This is a genomic window from Wolbachia endosymbiont (group A) of Nomada flava (genome assembly GCF_964027055.1).
Classification (GTDB): Bacteria; Pseudomonadota; Alphaproteobacteria; order Rickettsiales; family Anaplasmataceae; genus Wolbachia; species Wolbachia pipientis.
Window position 1 is genome coordinate 1,239,042 of the sequence record NZ_OZ034725.1, and the last position, 17,501, is coordinate 1,256,542.

The 17,501-nt window shown below is 36.3% G+C and carries 17 protein-coding genes, 1 tRNA gene and 2 pseudogenes; 15 read left to right on the plus strand and 5 right to left on the minus strand.

Annotation, left to right across the window (positions count from 1 at the left end; genetic code table 11):
- Positions 1–185: 185 nt before the first annotated feature.
- The gene (gene alaS / locus AAGD70_RS06435; RefSeq protein WP_065094411.1) at positions 186–2,819 is read right to left on the minus strand and encodes an alanine--tRNA ligase; all 2,634 of its coding nucleotides are present in this window, start codon (positions 2,817–2,819) and stop codon (positions 186–188) included.
- Positions 2,820–2,984: 165 nt separating this feature from the next.
- Here alaS and AAGD70_RS06440 point away from each other — a divergent pair, with 165 nt between their 5' ends.
- The 4 genes from AAGD70_RS06440 to fmt all read left to right on the plus strand — a co-directional run bounded on the left by AAGD70_RS06440 (position 2,985) and on the right by fmt (position 5,031).
- Complete coding sequence (locus AAGD70_RS06440; RefSeq protein ID WP_065094412.1) at positions 2,985–3,428, plus strand: PAS domain-containing protein; 444 nt, start codon at positions 2,985–2,987, stop codon at positions 3,426–3,428.
- A gap of 98 nt (positions 3,429–3,526) precedes the next feature.
- Positions 3,527–3,733 (plus strand): 50S ribosomal protein L35, encoded by a 207-nt coding sequence (rpmI, locus tag AAGD70_RS06445; protein WP_007548610.1) that lies wholly within the window; start codon positions 3,527–3,529, stop codon positions 3,731–3,733.
- A gap of 20 nt (positions 3,734–3,753) precedes the next feature.
- Positions 3,754–4,119 (plus strand): 50S ribosomal protein L20, encoded by a 366-nt coding sequence (gene rplT / locus AAGD70_RS06450; protein ID WP_065094413.1) that lies wholly within the window; start codon positions 3,754–3,756, stop codon positions 4,117–4,119.
- Positions 4,120–4,131: 12 nt separating this feature from the next.
- Entirely contained in the window at positions 4,132–5,031 is a 900-nt protein-coding gene (gene fmt / locus AAGD70_RS06455; protein ID WP_065095289.1) for a methionyl-tRNA formyltransferase, read from the plus strand.
- Between the two features lie 64 nt (positions 5,032–5,095).
- Here fmt and AAGD70_RS06460 read toward each other — a convergent pair whose 3' ends face one another.
- A complete protein-coding gene (locus AAGD70_RS06460) occupies positions 5,096–5,383 on the minus strand; it encodes a WPE palindromic element domain-containing protein (RefSeq protein ID WP_236514712.1) in 288 nt (95 codons plus the stop codon).
- Between the two features lie 6 nt (positions 5,384–5,389).
- Between AAGD70_RS06460 and purH the strand changes: the two genes are divergently transcribed.
- From purH to gpmI, 3 genes are all read left to right on the plus strand, one after another.
- The gene (gene purH / locus AAGD70_RS06465; protein ID WP_065095290.1) at positions 5,390–6,910 is read left to right on the plus strand and encodes a bifunctional phosphoribosylaminoimidazolecarboxamide formyltransferase/IMP cyclohydrolase; all 1,521 of its coding nucleotides are present in this window, start codon (positions 5,390–5,392) and stop codon (positions 6,908–6,910) included.
- A gap of 116 nt (positions 6,911–7,026) precedes the next feature.
- A tRNA-Asn gene (locus AAGD70_RS06470) sits at positions 7,027–7,098 on the plus strand.
- Between the two features lie 33 nt (positions 7,099–7,131).
- Positions 7,132–8,652 carry a 2,3-bisphosphoglycerate-independent phosphoglycerate mutase gene (gene gpmI, locus AAGD70_RS06475; RefSeq protein WP_065094416.1) on the plus strand — a complete coding sequence of 507 codons (1,521 nt, stop codon included), beginning with the start codon at positions 7,132–7,134 and terminating at the stop codon, positions 8,650–8,652.
- Between the two features lie 39 nt (positions 8,653–8,691).
- Here gpmI and fabD read toward each other — a convergent pair whose 3' ends face one another.
- Positions 8,692–9,672 carry an ACP S-malonyltransferase gene (gene fabD / locus AAGD70_RS06480; protein WP_065094417.1) on the minus strand — a complete coding sequence of 327 codons (981 nt, stop codon included), beginning with the start codon at positions 9,670–9,672 and terminating at the stop codon, positions 8,692–8,694.
- Positions 9,673–9,800: 128 nt separating this feature from the next.
- Here fabD and rpmE point away from each other — a divergent pair, with 128 nt between their 5' ends.
- From rpmE to AAGD70_RS06500, 3 genes are all read left to right on the plus strand, one after another.
- Positions 9,801–10,004: a 50S ribosomal protein L31 gene (gene rpmE, locus AAGD70_RS06485; RefSeq protein WP_007548602.1), complete on the plus strand. Its 204-nt coding sequence runs from the start codon at positions 9,801–9,803 to the stop codon at positions 10,002–10,004.
- Positions 10,005–10,042: 38 nt separating this feature from the next.
- Positions 10,043–10,837, plus strand: a complete 795-nt coding sequence (locus tag AAGD70_RS06490) for an NAD kinase (protein ID WP_065094418.1) — start codon at positions 10,043–10,045, stop codon at positions 10,835–10,837.
- A gap of 315 nt (positions 10,838–11,152) precedes the next feature.
- Positions 11,153–11,491, plus strand: a complete 339-nt coding sequence (locus AAGD70_RS06500) for a hypothetical protein (RefSeq protein ID WP_065095291.1) — start codon at positions 11,153–11,155, stop codon at positions 11,489–11,491.
- Here the strand turns inward: AAGD70_RS06500 and AAGD70_RS06505 are convergent.
- A pseudogene (locus AAGD70_RS06505) lies at positions 11,466–11,894 on the minus strand (IS5-like element ISWpi1 family transposase); the annotation flags it as partial. The gene AAGD70_RS06500 and the pseudogene AAGD70_RS06505 sit on opposite strands and share 26 nt — an antisense overlap.
- A 51-nt stretch (positions 11,895–11,945) precedes the next feature.
- Here AAGD70_RS06505 and AAGD70_RS06510 point away from each other — a divergent pair.
- Positions 11,946–12,778 (plus strand): IS5 family transposase gene (locus AAGD70_RS06510; RefSeq protein ID WP_341814070.1). Its coding sequence is split into 2 segments (ribosomal slippage): positions 11,946–12,312 and positions 12,312–12,778, totalling 834 coding nucleotides; the frame shifts between segments, so codons are not numbered across the junction.
- 62 nt (positions 12,779–12,840) lie between these two features.
- On the plus strand, positions 12,841–13,212 hold the full coding sequence (locus tag AAGD70_RS06515; protein WP_065095214.1) for a phage tail protein: 372 nt from the start codon (positions 12,841–12,843) through the stop codon (positions 13,210–13,212).
- Positions 13,213–13,235: 23 nt separating this feature from the next.
- On the opposite strand, the gene AAGD70_RS06520 is transcribed toward AAGD70_RS06515, so the two are convergent.
- A complete protein-coding gene (locus AAGD70_RS06520; protein ID WP_065095215.1) occupies positions 13,236–14,249 on the minus strand; it encodes an IS110 family transposase in 1,014 nt (337 codons plus the stop codon).
- 223 nt (positions 14,250–14,472) lie between these two features.
- Here AAGD70_RS06520 and AAGD70_RS06525 point away from each other — a divergent pair.
- The 3 genes and pseudogenes from AAGD70_RS06525 to AAGD70_RS06535 form a co-directional block, all read left to right on the plus strand.
- Positions 14,473–15,561 (plus strand): annotated as a pseudogene (locus AAGD70_RS06525) (MFS transporter); the annotation flags it as partial.
- Between the two features lie 40 nt (positions 15,562–15,601).
- A complete protein-coding gene (glyA, locus tag AAGD70_RS06530; protein ID WP_065095441.1) occupies positions 15,602–16,879 on the plus strand; it encodes a serine hydroxymethyltransferase in 1,278 nt (425 codons plus the stop codon).
- A 495-nt stretch (positions 16,880–17,374) separates the two neighbouring features.
- The gene (locus tag AAGD70_RS06535) at positions 17,375–17,500 is read left to right on the plus strand and encodes a hypothetical protein (protein WP_255356265.1); all 126 of its coding nucleotides are present in this window, start codon (positions 17,375–17,377) and stop codon (positions 17,498–17,500) included.
- The last annotated feature ends 1 nt before the right edge of the window (position 17,501 follow it).

The following is a 17,501-nucleotide window of genomic DNA, read 5'->3' on the forward strand; positions in this document are numbered from 1 at the left end:
AATATTTTGAAGTACATATAAATAACTAGTTAACCATGGGGCTTCTTTTGCCTTTTTTTTCGCTTGGTAAATTTCTTAATGTTTGTAGCTAAACGACAATCGTCATCCCGCTGCTTGTTAGCGGGATCTCTTGTTAGCGGCTGAGATACCGCGAATGAATCGCGGTATGACGGTGTAGACGATGGTTAAGTATCCCGCTGCTTGTTAGCGCCGCGGCGGTATGACGGTTCGTGGTGGTATGACGTAGAGTGCTTAGAAGCTGTTATTTTGCTATAAATGGCTGTAATGGCATCATTTATTTTATTGCTATCACAGCCTGTTTGTGCAAGTTCAGCATTCCCACCACAGTTCTTTTTAACTGCTATGGATATTAGTTCTTTTGCGCTAATCTTATTGATTAAGTCTTTACTTACTTTAATAATCAAGACTGTTTTATCTTTTTCTGTTGCCGTAAAAGCTATTACCGTTTTTGGTTTTTGTTGCTGCAAAACAAACTCTCTTATTACATTTGCTGGAATATCAGTGAAAGTGTGGCTTATAAAATTTATTCCATTTATTTCGGTGCTTTTTATATTCTCTGCACTCACAAGCTTTTTATATAGGTTTTTTATTTTGGTTTCGGATTTTTTGTGTTCTTGACTTAAAATACTTAATCTGCTTGTTATTTCACTCACTGGCGCTTTTACGAATTCTGCAACTTTTTTTAAGTTAATTTCATTATCACGTACATAATTGATTGCTTCCTGACCAGTTAAAGCTTCAATTCTCCTCACTCCAAAAGCAACAGAACTCTCTGTTACTATCTTAAACAAACCAATTTCTCCAGTATGTTCAACGTGTGTGCCACCACACAGTTCCCTTGAATCTCCAATCTTCACTACTCTTACTTGGTTGCCATATTTTTCACCGAATAACGCCATAGCTCCTTCGTCTATTGCCTGATTCATGCTCTGAATTTTTGTAGACGTAGAAAGGTTTTCTCTGATTAGAGAGTTTACCATATCTTCTACTAAGAATAGCTGATCCTGAGTAACTTGAGTGTTATGACTAAAGTCAAATCGTAACTTATCCGGTGCAACTAGGGAACCTTTTTGAGTGACATGATCACCCAAGATTTTTCTCAATACAAAGTGCAAAAGGTGTGTAGCTGAATGATTTCTTCTTAAGGCTTGCCTTCTTTCCTTATCTATGCTTGCTGTAACTGTGTCACCTTTACACATTGAGCCAGATTTAACTATGCATCTGTGCAAATATAGGTCATTAACCTTATTGGTATTCTCGACTATAATAATACTTCTACCAGGTTTGATCAGACTGCCAGTATCTCCCACTTGTCCACCTGACTCGCCATAAAAAGGTGTTTTATCAAGTATAATGGTTATCTTTTCTCCCTCCTTTGCAGAATCAATTACTTCATTTTTAGAGGAAACTATAGCTAGTATTTTCGCATCACTTACTTCATTGAACTCATAACCAACAAATTTTGTTTTGCCAAATTTATTGATCAAATCAAACCATACTTGCTCAACAGATTTTTCACCAGATCCAGCCCATTTAGCACGTGCTCTCTCTTTTTGTTCTCCCATTGCATCATCAAAACCCTTCTGGTCAAAATTTATTTTTTTCTCTTTTAAAATATCAAGTGTAATATCCAAAGGAAATCCGTAGGTGTCATATAGCTTAAACGCTGATTCTCCAGGCAAAGTATCGCCCGATTTTAAATCTGTAGTGAATTTCTCCAGGAGATTGATACCTTTCATCAAAGTGTCTTTAAAGTTTTCTTCCTCTGATTTTAACGTCGTTTCTATTAAGCTTTTAGCTCTGACTAATTCAGCTCCCATATAAGCCGAACTCGTGCTATCTATCAACACTGGAAAAATACGATGGAGTAGGGAATCATTATATCCAAGCAGGTGAATATAACGTGTGGCTCTCCTAATTAATCTGCGTAATACGTAATTCCTGCCCTCATTTCCAGGAAGCACTCCTTCTGCGATGAGAAATGCAGCCGCGCGAAGATGATCTGCTATGATCTTATGCGCTATTTTATTTTCCGTTCTTCCACAGTACTCTTGTGATTTACTTATCAGAGCAGAAAATAGATCAATATCATAGTTATCATGGACGTTTTGCATAACAGCCGCTATTCTTTCAAGGCCCATTCCAGTATCGATGCATTTTTTTGGCAATTTGTGTAAATTACCTTCTTCATCTTTGTTAAACTCCATGAATACCAGATTCCAGATTTCAACAATTCTATCGCCCTCTTGTAAATTAGGACTCCCATGGTCATAAAAAATTTCAGAACATGGACCGCACGGACCAGTGCTTCCCATACTCCAAAAGTTATCATCCGTTGTAATTCTTATGATTTTATCACTTGAAAAGCCACTTATCTTACGCCAAATCTCGTACGCCTCATCATCAGTATGGTAGACGGTTATGGATAGTCTGTTTTTATCAAGAGATAACTCTTTAGTGATAAATTCCCACGCAAATTCTATCGCAGTTTCCTTAAAGTAATCACCGAAGCTAAAATTTCCGAGCATTTCAAAAAATGTGTGATGCCGAGTTGTATAGCCAACATTTTCCAGATCATTGTGTTTACCGCCTGCTCTTAAGCACTTTTGACTTGAGACAGCACGTTTCATTTCAGTTTTTTGAGCACCAGTAAAAATATTTTTAAACTGCACCATACCAGCATTTGTGAACATGAGCGTTGGGTCATGTTCTGGAATCAAAGGAGAAGAAGAAACCTGCTCGTGGTCATTATTTACAAAAAATTTTATAAATCTTTCTCTGATTTCGTTTAGCTTCATCGTTTTTATTGAGGTTATCTATAAATAATAAGTTGTAATGGAAATAAAATCAATACCACTCTCTAGATCTCAGAACTTCTAGTGACATGCACCTTGTGGTAAGAAAAAATCAATATATTCACGATAAATTTACCTCATATCTGTGTTTTATATGTGGAAATTGGAATGGAAATTTATGTAGGCAAAGAAAAAAGAATAGCAAATGTGGTGACTCAACACTGGAATGACATAAAACGATCAGACAGAGATTGGCCAGAAAGGCATGAAATAGACACTGCAGAAATAATGGAATCATGGCAGCATTGTTTTGTCATTGAAGTCAAGGATCAAGGTTATATTTGTGAAAATGCAGGAGAAAAGGCTGTTGAATTCTATGGTTTTGAGAAAAAGACGCGCATTGATAATAAGTATGCAATTGATGCACCATTTTTGCGACTATATAAAATAGATGCAGTTATTGATAAACTTGATACTGTAATAGAGAGTAAATGCCCGATCAATGAAGAGGAAGAAAGTGAAAGTGTTAAAATGAGGCAAGTATTGTTGCCACTTGGGAATAAAGAAGGTATAACACACATATTGGGCGTAATTACTTTTAAACTCCTTTAATATACAATTTTAATTTGATTCTTTAATAAAATTATTTATACTAATGCTTAATTACTATTAAAGAACTCAATAGTAGTGCTTGTAAATTTATTTGGAATATGAAGAAAATAAAATTAAAAACCAAATCTTCTGTGAAAAAGCGCTTTCACCTTACAGCTAAGGGTAAAGTTATTTCTACTCAGTCAGGCAAAAGGCATGGCATGGTAAAGAGAAGTAAATCTAATATTCGTAATCAGCGCGGTACAACGATTCTTGGTAAATCTGACTCGCGTATAGTTAAGCTTCATATGCCTTACGGTATTTAACAAAATGGAGGTAAAATAAAATGGCTCGGGTAAAACGTGGAGTCACTACTCACGCTCGTCATAAAAAAATATTGAAACTAGCAAAGGGTTATAGAGGACGTGCAAAAAGCTGTTATAGAATTGCATTACAGAGAGTTGAAAAAGCACTGCAATATGCTTACAGAGACAGAAGAACCCGTAAACGTGATTTCCGTAGCTTATGGATAATACGTATTAATGCAGCAGCAAGAGAGCATGGGCTTACTTATGGTAGGTTTATGCATGGTCTTACACTTGCCGGCATTGATTTAAATAGAAAAATTCTTGCTGAGATGGCAGTTAGTTATAAGGATGATTTTGCCAAATTAGTAGAAACTGTAAGTGGTAAATTAGCGGAGAATTCTTAAAGCAAAAACACCATGAGAATTATTTTCATGGGATCACCAGGATTTGCTGTTAATTCTCTGAGCTTGTTACTGAAATCAAAGAGCGAAGTGGTGGCAGTATACACCAAGGCTCCAAAACCTTCGGGGCGTGGACAGAAGCCAATGAAATCTCCAGTACATGTTATCGCTGAAGAAAGTAACATAGAGGTATGTACTCCTATCTCTCTAAAGTTCTCGGCAGAGCAAGAAAAATTTAGAAATTTCAAGCCAGACGTTGCGGTTGTTGCCGCGTATGGATTGATACTTCCAAGAGAAATTTTGAATATTCCAAAATATGGTTGTATTAATATTCATCCTTCATTACTACCAAGGTGGCGTGGTGCAGCCCCGATACAGCACACAATTTTAGCAGGAGATCAAGAAACCGGGGTTAGCATTATGCAATTGGATGAAGGATTAGATTCCGGCCCTATTTTAAAACAGGAAAAATTTCTTATCGAAAAGAACGATAATTACAAGACATTGCATGATAAATTATCTAAGCTAGGCAGTGATTTACTGCTGAAAGTGCTAAACGAAATTGAAAAACAGCTTCCCTTAAAACAGAACGATAACGATGCATGTTACGCTGACAAAGTGGAAGACTATAAAATTTATGCAAGTGATGCCTGTGAAGTTGCTTATAGAAAGGTTAAAGCGTTTTACCCAAAAGCGTTTATCAAGATAGAGAATAAACGTATCAGGATACTTGATGCTGACTTTGAAGCTTTCGCTTCAGAACAAGGTGAGATTGTTAACGATAATATGCACATAAGTTTAAAAGGTGGCATTTTAATTCCTAAAGTTGTACAAATGGAAGGAAGAAATCCTTGTAGTATTGAAGATTTTATTCGTGGTTTGAAATCAAGCATGGTAAAAAAATTTATAGAATAGACTGCTTTGAAGGAAAGGTTAGGAGGGCTAAAGCAACTTCTACAATTTGGTATTCCGCTGCTTGTTAGCGGAATCTACAACAAGATACCGCGTTTTGGTGTACGAACATTGCAATTTGCAGGTAATTTGAGTAGTAGATGGTGTCATTCCAGTCTGGAATCCAGTTTCTATTGTACAGCCACCTGGTGTGCTCATTTAAAGTGAAGTTTTCTGGATCCCAGACTGGGTGACATCTTTCTTGGTCTCTTGTATCACAATGTTCGTACAGTTGTGGATACCGCGGCGGTATGACGTAGTAGCTATATATAGACAAATTTTCTTTTCTTAGATATAATCTTAAAAAACTTTCCATATAAAAATGAAAATAAAAAGAGCTTTAATATCAGTATACGATAAAACGAATATAATTGATCTTGCATCGTTTTTAATGCAGCAACAAATAGAAATGCTTTCAACGGGAAATACTTATAAAGCACTATCTGATGCCGGAATAAAAACACAAGAGGTCTCAGATTACACACAATTTCCAGAGATACTAGGTGGTAGAGTAAAAACTTTACACCCTAAAATTCATGGAGGAATACTTTATGATCGAGAAAAGCACAAAAAAGAAGTGCAAGATCTAGAAATTGAGCCAATAGACCTGCTTATAACTAACCTATACCCATTTTGGGAGACAGTAAGTAGCGGCTCAAATGAAGAGCAAATTATAGAACAAATTGATATCGGAGGAGTGGCGTTAATTAGAGCTGCAGCAAAAAATTTTCGTTTTACTTCAGTTATTTCTAGCATTCAAGACTATGAAGCACTAAAAGCTGAGATGATAAAAAATAACAATGAAACACCATTGGAATATAGAAAACACTTAGCAACCAAAGCATTTGCTCTCACTGCACACTATGATTCTAATATTCACAGTTGGTTTTTATCCCAGAGTAAGAATAATGAATTACCAGAGTTTTTTGCACTATATGGACATAAAGTACAAGAACTCAGGTATGGTGAAAATCCTCATCAAAAAGCTGCATTTTATAGCAATCAATTCACCAAATATCCGCTGGAAAAAATACATGGGAAAGAGTTGAGTTATAATAATATAGTAGATATAGAGTCCGCACTTAACATAATTTCTGAATTTGAAGAACCTGCAGCAGTGATAATCAAGCACAATAACCCGTGTGGCGCTGCTGTTGGTGATAATGCTTTGGAGGCATATAAAAAAGCTCTATCGTGTGATGAAGTAAGCAGTTTTGGTGGTATAGTTGCCTTAAATCGGGAGATAGATTTAAAGCTAGCAGAAAAATTAAACGAGATATTTTTGGAAGTAGTGATAGCACCATCGGTAAACAATGAGGCACTAAAAATTTTACAAAGAAAGAAAAATTTAAGAGTGATTATTCATAAATCTTTCCAACAAAATGTGAAATACCAAATTAAAAACGTTGTTGGCGGGTTTTTGGTGCAAGAAAATAATAACCATACAATACAAGCAGAAGAAATGAGGCAAGTAACAGAACACGCTGCAACGGAAAAAGAAAAAGAAGATCTTATTTTTGCTTGGAAAATATGTAAACATGTGAAATCTAATGCAATAGTTATAGCAAAAGACGGTTGTGCTGTCGGTATCGGTGCAGGGCAAACGAGCAGAATAGATAGCGTGAACATTGCAGTGAAAAAGGCGGGTGAAAAGTGTAAAGAAGTAGTGCTTGCTTCAGATGCATTTTTTCCATTCCCAGATAGCATAGTAGAAAGTGCAAAACATGGAATTACAGCTATAATTCAGCCCGGCGGCTCGCTGAAAGATCAAGATGTGATAAAAGCTGCAAATGAAAATAAAATTGCCATGTTTTTCACCGGCATTCGTAGCTTTTTTCATTAGGCTTGTATCTCATGTCAATGTACACTTTTTCGCGCATTTAACATTGCTTTGATCATAATTGTATACAAAAACCGTTTACAATCAGCGCTCAATATGATAAATTGAAACCAGTTTATTCCTCGGTAGCTCAGTGGTAGAGCAGTTGGCTGTTAACCAATTGGTCGCTGGTTCGAATCCGGCCCGGGGAGCTCTTCTCTGTTGAATTTTAGTGTTGATTTTATATGGGCATTAAATCAGTCGTTTTATGTATACTAGATGGCTGGGGAAATGGAGTAGAAAACAGTAAATACAATGCTATTAGCAACGCAAATCCACCCTGTTGGCAATATATTAGCTCTAATTATCCAAAATGCAGTTTATCCGCCTGTGGAACTGATGTGGGGTTACCTGGTGGTCAAATAGGTAACTCAGAAGTTGGCCATATGAATATTGGCAGTGGTAGAGTGGTAATACAAAGCCTTCAGCGCATTAATCAAGAGATTGGAACAATAGAAAACAATGTAAATCTACAAAGTTTTATTAATGATCTAAAAAGTAAGAACGGAGTATGCCATATAATGGGATTGGTGTCCGATGGTGGTGTTCATTCACATCAAAAGCATATTTCAACTTTAGCAAATAAAATATCACAGCATGGAATAAAAGTGGTGATACATGCATTTTTAGATGGCAGAGACACATTGCCAAATTCAGGAAAAAAATGCATTCAAGAATTTACAAAGAGTATAAAGGGAAATGACACAAGAATTGCTACTGTTTCTGGGCGTTACTATGCTATGGACCGTGACAACAGGTGGAAGAGAACAATCGAAGCTTATGAGGCTATCGCATTTGCAAAGGCACCTTGTCATGATAATACAGTATCGTTGATTGATGAAAATTATCAAAATAACATAACTGATGAGTTTATTAGGCCCGCAGTAATAGGTGACTATCAAGGTATAAAACCAGAAGATGGAGTGCTGTTGGCTAACTTTCGTGCTGATCGAATGATACAATTAGCAAGTATTTTGCTTGGCAAAACAGATTACGCTAAGGTAGCAAAATTCTCTTCAATTTTAAGTATGATGAAGTACAAAGAAGATCTCAAAATTTCTTATATTTTTCCTCCTACTTCTTTCGCTGATACTCTAGGACAAACAATAGAAGACAATAAATTACGACAATTACGTATCGCCGAAACCGAGAAATACGCTCATGTGACTTTCTTTTTCAATTGTGGAAAAGAAGAACCTTTCTCTGGTGAAGAAAGAATACTCATTCCCTCACCAAAAGTTCAAACTTACGATTTGCAGCCCGAAATGTCAGCCTTCGAGCTCACAGAAAAGCTTGTAGAAAAAATTCACTCCCAAGAATTCGCACTGATAGTTGTAAATTACGCTAATCCTGATATGGTAGGGCATACAGGTAATATAAAAGCAGCCGAGAAAGCTGTGCTAGCTGTAGATGATTGTCTTGCAAAAGTGCTGAGTGCTGTTAAAAAGTCAAGCAACACCGCGTTAATTGTCACTGCAGACCATGGTAATGTGGAATGTATGTTCGATGAAGAAAATAATACACCTCATACAGCACACACTCTAAATAAAGTGCCATTTATTGTGTCTTGCAATAATCTAAAACTAAGAGACGGAAGGTTATCTGACATTGCCCCTACTATTTTACAGCTACTTGGAATTAAGAAACCGGATGAAATGACAGGCAGTTCGTTGATTTCTTGCATTACCCTCTGTCATTCCAGCTAGGCAGCGTTATGCACCGGAATGACATCAAATAGATGTGTTTTAACTTAATCCAACTTTTAAATTTTTCGCTGTTAGTACTAATGATTCATTAAAGAAGCTGTCAATATCACCAATACTATCTATATTTTTTGTACTGATAGATTGGTCAATTCTTTTGACCAAATTAGATAAAACTTTATTAGAGCCAATTTCAACAAATTTGTTAATGCCACGGCTTGACATATACAAAACCATTTCTCTCCATTTCACTCTGCTTACAACTTGCTTGGCGAGTAAAGTTTTTATAACTTTGGGATCACTCTCCTCTTTAGCTGTAACATTTGATATCAAAGGAACTATAGGACGGGTTATTTTAATACCCTTCAAAAACTCCAAAACTTTTTCATCAGCAGGTTTCATAAGAGATGAATGAAAAGGCCCACTAACCTGTAATTTAATTAGTTTCCTCACACTCGAGTTTTTGAATAAATCGGGTAACATTTCAAGAGCTTCTCTAGTGCCACTTATAACCACTTGTCCGCCACCGTTATCGTTTGCAATTTCACAAATTCCGTCAATTTGAACTGATTTCAATATATCTTCCACTTCATTTATCTCTGCTCCAAGCAACGCAACCATTCCGCCTTTACATTTCAGTGAAGCTTCATGCATTGCTTCGCTGCGAACTTTCAGCAGCTTGATTGCAGACTCAAGCGTTAACGCTCCTGCAGCACACAGCGCTGTATATTCGCCAACTGAATGCCCACAAACATATTTAACATTGTGATCAGTGAAAAGAGATTTGCCAAACACATGCTCCATAACACGTAGCATTGCAATTGATACTGCCATTATAGCTGGCTGAGCGTTTTCTGTAATGGTTAATTCTTCAATAGGACCGTTGAAGATTAAATGAGACAGCTTTCTACCCAATATGCTATCTACTTCATTAAATACTTGTCTTGCAACGGAAAACTCACTATATAAGCTCTTTCCCATTCCTACAAACTGAGAGCCCTGACCAGGGAAAGCGAAAATCATGATAATTATTACTTATTCCTTATTAAGTATAACATTTTATTTATTTTTTGTCAATATTTTAGAATAATGATTGACTTAGTGAATTAAGTTCACTAGAATGTTAACTGACTAAAAGTTTATAAACAACAATGAATTATCATAAAATTATTATAGTTATGACAGACGGTCAAGAGTTTGAAACTCGTTCCACTTATGGAAAGGAGGGAGATAGGGTAAAACTTGATAGAGATCCTCTTACTCACCCTGCATGGACTGGAAGTTTGACAAGCGGGTTAGCAAGTAAAACTAGCAAATTAGCTAAGTTTAACGATAAATATGGAAGCATTTTCTAATTTTCCTCCTCTTTAAGTTTTAGAGAGTCTACTGAAGCATGCATAAATACAAAAATATAGGCTATGTTGCTTCTCCATCACCAAAATCGCAGGAAGTATCTAAACTATTAAAGAAACTTAATTTTATCAATATAACAGAAGAAAATAAGTCCGAAATCGATCTATTGATAGTTGTTGGCGGTGATGGCTTTATGCTACGCACTTTGCACAATTACGTCATAGAAAATAAAAACATGCATGTGTATGGGATAAACACTGGCAATGTTGGGTTTTTGATGAATAAATGCTTTAGCCGCAGTGAAGATTTAATTGATCATATAGAGCATGCAACTTCAACTCAGTTAACTTTGCTAAAAATGGAAGCAACAGACACAAGTGGCAAGAGATATCATTACATAGCAGTAAACGAAGTATATGTTTTTAGAAAAGCGAACCAAATAGTAGAAATGAATATTACTATTAATGATAAGCTAAAAGTAGAAAAATTTAGAGGGGACGGAGTAATATTATCTACTCCCACAGGCAGCACTGCATACAACTTCTCTGCCGGAGGCCCAATCTTGCCGCTAAATTCAAATTTACTTGCACTCACTTCTATCAATAGCTATTACCCAAGGCATTGGAATGGAGCATTAATATCAAACGATACAATCGTACAAATTGACATTAACGACACAAAAAACCGTCCAGCACTTGTAGTATCAGATTACAAGGAGTTTCATAATATATCACAGATAAAAATACAAAAAGACCACGAAAACACAATAACTTTGCTTTTTGACAAAGATTACCCTCTGAATGAAAGGATCTTTGATAGACAATTTCTATACTAATAATGTATCTGTTCAGATGCATGGCTAATGTACAAATATTGAAACAAAAATTCCAGTGCCCCTGTGATGTCATTCCAGTGCTTGACACTGGAATCCAGCTTTTGATCGAAAATGTTGTATAGTACACAATCAAATTTTCTGGATCCCAGTGTCTGGGCACTGGGATGACACCCATTTGTTCCTATAGTTGTCTTTTCTCGTCTACCTTATTTTGCCACTCTGCTAAACAGATACATTATCTGTAAATTGGTATTTACTACATCTTAATAACTATAGCGTAATCAATGCAGCATAGTAATTAACTTTGGAGTGAATATGCATGGGTCAGTCGAAAAATCAACAGTAAAATTAACTTCTTACGAACAAACAGGTGAAAATAGCAAGATAACACTAAAAGATCCACCATCGCCTGAAGAAGCAGGAAATGCTATCTCAAGTGTACTGAATGTAGTACCACGTGTGCAGGGAATGTCACATGAAGAATCAGATGATGAGGAAGTGGATCCTACTTATGCATCTATAAATCGACAGAAAGATTGTGATGGAGCACCACCAGTTCCGTCAAAAAATCCAGCTTTACAACGCAGAGATTTGTTAAATCTTAGAGGTTGTCCGGAAACAAGTAAATTCAAGCATATTCCCTCTTTAACATAACCCTACTCATAGCTAGGTATATGAAATTCTCAGTGGATGTTGTGAGTAAATCATACTCCTTCGATAGCCTTCTATTCCTATTAACCCAAGCAAAAGTCCTTTCTACAACCCATCTTCTTGGCTGTACTTTAAACCCTTGTTCTCTTGTTGGTAGTAGCTCAGGTGGCGTATCTTTGTGCACCCAAAATCTACATGGAGGCCTTTTAACAATTTCAATATCTATGTCATATTCTTCCTTTATGTGATTCTTTAAATTTCTTCCTTGGTATCCCATGTCAGCCCACATTTTTTTAACTTTAGTATATTTTGTTCTCATATTGTTTAATGCTATTTTAATACCATCTCTATCATTTTCGTTAGCAGCGCCTACGTAACAACCTAGTATAAAACCCTGAGAGGTTGTCCACAAACCAAGGAATACGTAGTATATAAAGAAAGAATATTGAGGTAAGAGATGAGGAAAAAATATCCAACAGATTTAAGTAAAAGGGAATGGGCAAGAATAGAAAAACACTTCAGAGTATCGTACAAGAAAGGAGGAAGGCCACCAAAATACAGTAAGTGTGAGATAGTAAATGCAATTCTTTATATACTGCGCACAGGATGTCAATGGTGCTATTTACCACACGATTTTCCGCCGTGGAAGGCTGTGCATGAACAGTTTAGAAGATGGAAAAAGCAGGGAATTTTTGAGAAAATGAACTATGATATCACTAAATATAGTAGGTCAAAAATGGGAAGAAATGAGGAGCCGAGCGCATGCATAGTGGACAGTCAATCGGTAAAAACCACGGAAAAAGGGGGGTCAAAGGTTATGATGGTGCGAAAAAGGTAAAGGGGAGAAAAAGACATATAATCACAGATACTCAAGGATTTGTGCTTGGTTGCTATGTAGGAGCTGCAAGCGAAAATGACAGAGATGGGGTGAAGATGGCATTGGACGATATGAAGGAAAAATACAGCAATATTAAGAAAATGTGGGCTGATATGGGATACCAAGGAAAATATTTAAAGGATTACGTAAAGAGAGAATATGGGATAGATATTGAAATTGTCAAAAGGCCTCCATGTAGGTTTTGGGTGCATAAAGATACACCACTAGAACTATTGCCACAACGGGATCCTGGATTTTCAGTACAGCCGAGAAGGTGGGTGGTAGAGAGGACTTTTGCTTGGATCAATAGAAATAGAAGGCTATCAAAGGAGTACGATTTACTTACAACATCTACTGAAAGTTTCATATATCTGGCTATGAGTAAAGTTATGTTAAGTAGGGAATATGCTTGATTTACTGGTTTGTGGACAACCTCTTAGATACCGTCTTGTAAGTCAACGAGAAAAATATAAAAATGTTATCTTTTGGTCCATATAAGTTTGTTCCAACAAGTTTAAAGTATAACAAAAAGAATCGCTGGAGCGTAATTGAATGTATTGATGTAATGCCGTCACTTCAAAACATAGGACAAGGAGTAGAAAATATAGAGCTAGAAATAACCATTTACCTTAATAGTCTTAAGGGGCTAAATCAACTAAAGAATATGAAAGAAGCTGAAAAAGATCAGATCCCACACACTTTAGTAGATAGTTTAGGTAATTTTTTAGGACAGTTTGTGATTACACAATTAGAGGAAAGACAGATATCTTTTTTTCCTGGTGGGCTGCCGAAAAAAGTTGAATTTAGTTTAAGTTTAAAGAGTTATAGTGGTACACATATTCACTAACCAACTACATTCAATTTTTGATTTTAAACTTCAGTCAACCTCCTAGTTCTATAGTTCTTGATATGATCTGGATCAAAGGCCTTTTTTGAACTTAAAACACCAAAAACTACATGAAGTAACTTACGCATTGCAGCTCCCACAATTGCCATATTATGCTTGCCTTTCTCTTTTAACCTCTCGCAATAAATCACAATAATAGGGTTGTGATTTTTAGCTACTATAGCGGGAAAATATATTGCCTTACGCAATGTTCGTGAACCTGATTTACTTAATCTGGGCTTGGCATATACAGATGATCCTGATGTTATATTTCGTGGTATAGTTCCAGCATATGCTGCCAATTGTCTGGCATTTATAAAAGCTTTTATGTCAGGAATTTCAGCTAAAATAGCTATTGCTGATTCCTCTCCTATTCCTGGAATAGTCAATAAGAGTTGAAAGTTTTCCAACAACTCTTTGTGCTGTTTTAATAGTTCACGTATGGAGTTTTTTATTGTTTCTATTGATTGTTCTATGTTCACTGCAAGGTTTTCCCAAGCATTTGCAACTTCTTCAGGCAGTCTCTCCTTCTTTTCTAAATGATTATTTACGAATGTTAATCCATCTTTTAATGCAGCTGAGCAACGATAAAGATGCTTTAATTTTTTCTTTTCAGAAGAAGGTGGTGTCCAGCGAGTTGGTTCCTGTCTTTGGCAATAATCTGCAATAATCTCTGCATCAATCTGGTCATTCTTTTGTCGTACAAGCTTACTCCTTGCATAAGACTTAATACAATAAGGATTTACAACACTAACAAAATGTCCAGCATTGTGTAGAAATTCAGCCAGAGCTTCACTATAACAACCAGTAGCTTCCATGCAGGCTTTTACTTGTTCTATATTATGTTTTTGTAGAAAGCTCAGCAGACCTTGAAACCCATGATCATCGTTCTTAAAGCTCCTTTTCCTAGTTTCACGTTTTCCTTTTTTACTTATAAATGAGAGAAAAATATCAAAGCGATCTTTTGATATGTCTATACCTAAAAAGTTGTTGATCATATATAACCTCATACGTTACCATTTAAAATGAAAAGTAAGGCTAACCTTGTGAATACAGAATTAGAACCATTTAGGTCTTTCTACGATACCGTCCAGCCTCTACTTTTGAGAAGGGAGCTCTTTTCTAAAACACAGATTTTGTATCTAGGGCAATTTACAAAGTTCTTCCCTTCTCCATCTAATGCATAAGCTTAAAACATTAGATGCTTTTGACAAGATACAAGGGCAATTTAATGGTCTCTACTATGTGGGATTTACACTAGTTCATATCCCTGTTGGTCTTTGTTTTGATAGATTCGGTCCAAAAATTGTTTTACCTATTTGTGCTGTCTTGGTATCTATTGGAACATTACCTCTTGTGTGCTTTGATGAGTGGTATTATTCAGTATTAGGTAGAATAATTGTTGGGATTGGCTCGTCTGCGTCAGTAATAGGAGTATTTAAAGTTGCCAGTATGTATTTTCCGCGAGAAAAATCAGCAAAAATGGCAAGCATATCTGTTATTATAGGGCTATTAGGGGCAATATATGGTGGTCTACCAATAGAACTTTTGCTTGATGAGTTTGGTTGGAATTACGTAATTTATATTCTTTCAGGGTTTGGTTTCTTACTCGCTTTATCTTTATTTTTAGTTATTCCTTACAATGCTTACGACTTTCGAAAAGAAAAAATTAGCATGAAGGATCTAAAAACTGTGCTTTTCAATAAATATATCATTCTAATTAGTTTTTTTGGTGGCTTAATGGTAGGTCCACTAGAAGGTTTTGCTGATGCTTGGACAAAAGCTTTTTTATGTGAGGTATATCAAATGGCCGGTGATCTAGCGTCTTCAATTTCTTCTGTTATATATGTAGGATTTGCAGCTGGATTGCTCTCTTTTGCTCACATATTAGAAAAATATCCAAATAGACATTATGAAGTTATTATTGTCTGTTCCTTTGCAATGATTGCTAGTTTCCTTTTACTTTTTACACAGGCTGGCGGATTGTATATTGTATTGCCTGCACTTCTTGTTATAGGTTTCGCTTCTGGATATCAAATAGTAACACTGTACAAAGCATTAAGTTATGTAAATAATAACTTAATAGGATTAACTACAGCTGTGTCAAATATGATAGTCATGGTTTTTGGCTATTTTTTTCACACTGGGATCGCAAAAATAATAGATTTGTGTTAGGATAGGACAGTGATACAAGGAAATCCTGTGTATAGTGCTGAATTGCTGATAAAAGCAACATCTATTATTCCTGTATGTTTGCTAATAGCTGTTTTTGGGCTCTTATGGTTAAAAAAGCAGGATAAGCAGTCTTAAAATTGCTTGTGCATCTTAAAATTAAAGCGAGGTTTGATCTATGATGAGTGTTTTAAAAAAAATCTGTGGCTCTAAAAATAGTTTAAAGTCTTTTGATAACGAGGTTTATCAGTCTATAGAAAAAGAATTGCAACGCCAAAGATCACAACTGCAACTAATTGCATCAGAAAATTTTGCAAGCAAAGCGGTAATGGAGGCACAAGGCTCTTTTCTGACTAATAAATACGCAGAAGGTTATCCAGGCAGAAGATATTACTGTGGTTGTGAGCATGTGGACAAAGTTGAAAGTCTGGCTATAGAAAGACTTTGTAAGTTGTTTGGTGTAAAATTTGCAAATGTTCAGCCTCACTCTGGTTCTCAGGCAAATCAAGCAGTGTTTGCTTCACTGCTTACTCCAGGTGATACAATACTTGGATTGTCACTGAGTTGCGGTGGGCATCTAACTCATGGTGCGGCACCAAGCCTTTCTGGTAAATGGTTTAAGTCAATTCAATATACAGTGAATAAAGACACTTACTTGCTGGATATGGATGAGATAGAAAAGCTGGCGCTGGAGCATAAACCGAAATTGATCATAGCTGGTGCTTCTGCTTATCCGAGAAAAATGGACTTCAAACGCTTTCGCGAAATTGCAGATAAAGTTGGTGCTTATTTGCTTGTAGACATTGCTCACTATGCAGGGCTTATTGCAGCGGGCGAATATCCATCCCCTGCTGAATATGCACATGTTATGACTTCCACAACTCACAAAACTTTGCGTGGTCCTCGTGGTGGAATAGTGATGACCAATGATGAAGCATTACACAAAAAAATTCAATCTGCAGTTTTTCCAGGATTGCAGGGCGGGCCACTTATGCATGTGATAGCTGCAAAAGCTGTTGCATTTAAAGAAGCATTAGCACCAGAGTTTAAGACTTATAGCAAGAAAGTCGTGGAAAATGCGAAAGTGCTGGCTCAAGAATTGCAAAAGCATGGACTTGACATTATAACTGGTGGCACTGACTCTCATATAGTGCTAGTTGACTTAAGATCGCAGAAATTAACTGGAAAAGACGTTGTAGATAGCCTTGAGAGAGCCGGTATTACCTGTAATAAAAACTCTGTACCATTTGATACAGCAAAGCCGACCATCACTTCAGGGCTCCGTTTTGGCACCGCTGCTGAGACAACACGCGGACTTGAGGCAGAAAATTTTAAAGAGATAGCTGGTCTAATAAATGAAGTAATTCAAGGATTAATCAGCGGAAATAGCTCAAGTGTCGAAAAAGCAGTAAAAGCTAAAGTTGAAAGGATTTGTAGTAATTTTCCTATTTATTAATTTATGTGGTGTCATCCAAGTAGCTGGTAGAAACGAAAAAACTTACTTGACACCCTTTGCCAGCCCTCTTATCATGAAACTGAAGGTATTCATTTATCTTCAATCTGTGCAGATTAAACGACAACAGTATTACGTAATTGGCGTCTTATTTTTAATTTTTTGCACTATGCGCACCCTACGTCTTCACAACATTTCTGGGTTTTTACCTATATAAGCTGAAACGCGCTTATAAAGCGTTTAAGACAGTATAGCACGCCAATTTGCAGGATTAGAGAGTGACAACTAGCTAATACGGGATTTCTTTTGCCTTTTTTTCTGCTTAGTAAATTTCTTAAACATTTAAACTAAGATGAGTTGCATTTAAAAGCAGCTAAATTGCAGTGTTTAAGACTTAAAAAACGCCAATACTGAAAATAGACAATGACTAGGGCTTCTTTTGCCTTTTTTTATTTGGTAAATTTCTTAATGTTTATAGCTAAAGTAATTTAAAAGCCCGTGAAGGGTGTCATTCCAGTGCTCCTTTTTTTGTCATCCCAGTGCCCCTATGATGTCATTCCAGTCTGGAATGGCTTTGTTGCATCGCACCTTATACTGGTAGTAATTTACGATAAATTCATGTAGC

Coding starts and splice junctions, on each gene's coding strand:
- AAGD70_RS06500 (WP_065095291.1), top strand. CDS start 11,153: ATGCATGGGTCAGTCGAAAAATCAACAGTAAAATTAACTTCTTACGAA.
- fmt (WP_065095289.1), top strand. CDS start 4,132: ATGAGAATTATTTTCATGGGATCACCAGGATTTGCTGTTAATTCTCTG.
- gpmI (WP_065094416.1), top strand. CDS start 7,132: ATGGGCATTAAATCAGTCGTTTTATGTATACTAGATGGCTGGGGAAAT.
- AAGD70_RS06515 (WP_065095214.1), top strand. CDS start 12,841: ATGTTATCTTTTGGTCCATATAAGTTTGTTCCAACAAGTTTAAAGTAT.
- fabD (WP_065094417.1), bottom strand. CDS start 9,672: ATGATTTTCGCTTTCCCTGGTCAGGGCTCTCAGTTTGTAGGAATGGGA.
- rplT (WP_065094413.1), top strand. CDS start 3,754: ATGGCTCGGGTAAAACGTGGAGTCACTACTCACGCTCGTCATAAAAAA.
- rpmE (WP_007548602.1), top strand. CDS start 9,801: ATGAATTATCATAAAATTATTATAGTTATGACAGACGGTCAAGAGTTT.
- alaS (WP_065094411.1), bottom strand. CDS start 2,819: ATGAAGCTAAACGAAATCAGAGAAAGATTTATAAAATTTTTTGTAAAT.
- glyA (WP_065095441.1), top strand. CDS start 15,602: ATGATGAGTGTTTTAAAAAAAATCTGTGGCTCTAAAAATAGTTTAAAG.
- AAGD70_RS06440 (WP_065094412.1), top strand. CDS start 2,985: ATGGAAATTTATGTAGGCAAAGAAAAAAGAATAGCAAATGTGGTGACT.
- AAGD70_RS06460 (WP_236514712.1), bottom strand. CDS start 5,383: ATGGAAAGTTTTTTAAGATTATATCTAAGAAAAGAAAATTTGTCTATA.
- AAGD70_RS06520 (WP_065095215.1), bottom strand. CDS start 14,249: ATGATCAACAACTTTTTAGGTATAGACATATCAAAAGATCGCTTTGAT.
- purH (WP_065095290.1), top strand. CDS start 5,390: ATGAAAATAAAAAGAGCTTTAATATCAGTATACGATAAAACGAATATA.
- rpmI (WP_007548610.1), top strand. CDS start 3,527: ATGAAGAAAATAAAATTAAAAACCAAATCTTCTGTGAAAAAGCGCTTT.
- AAGD70_RS06490 (WP_065094418.1), top strand. CDS start 10,043: ATGCATAAATACAAAAATATAGGCTATGTTGCTTCTCCATCACCAAAA.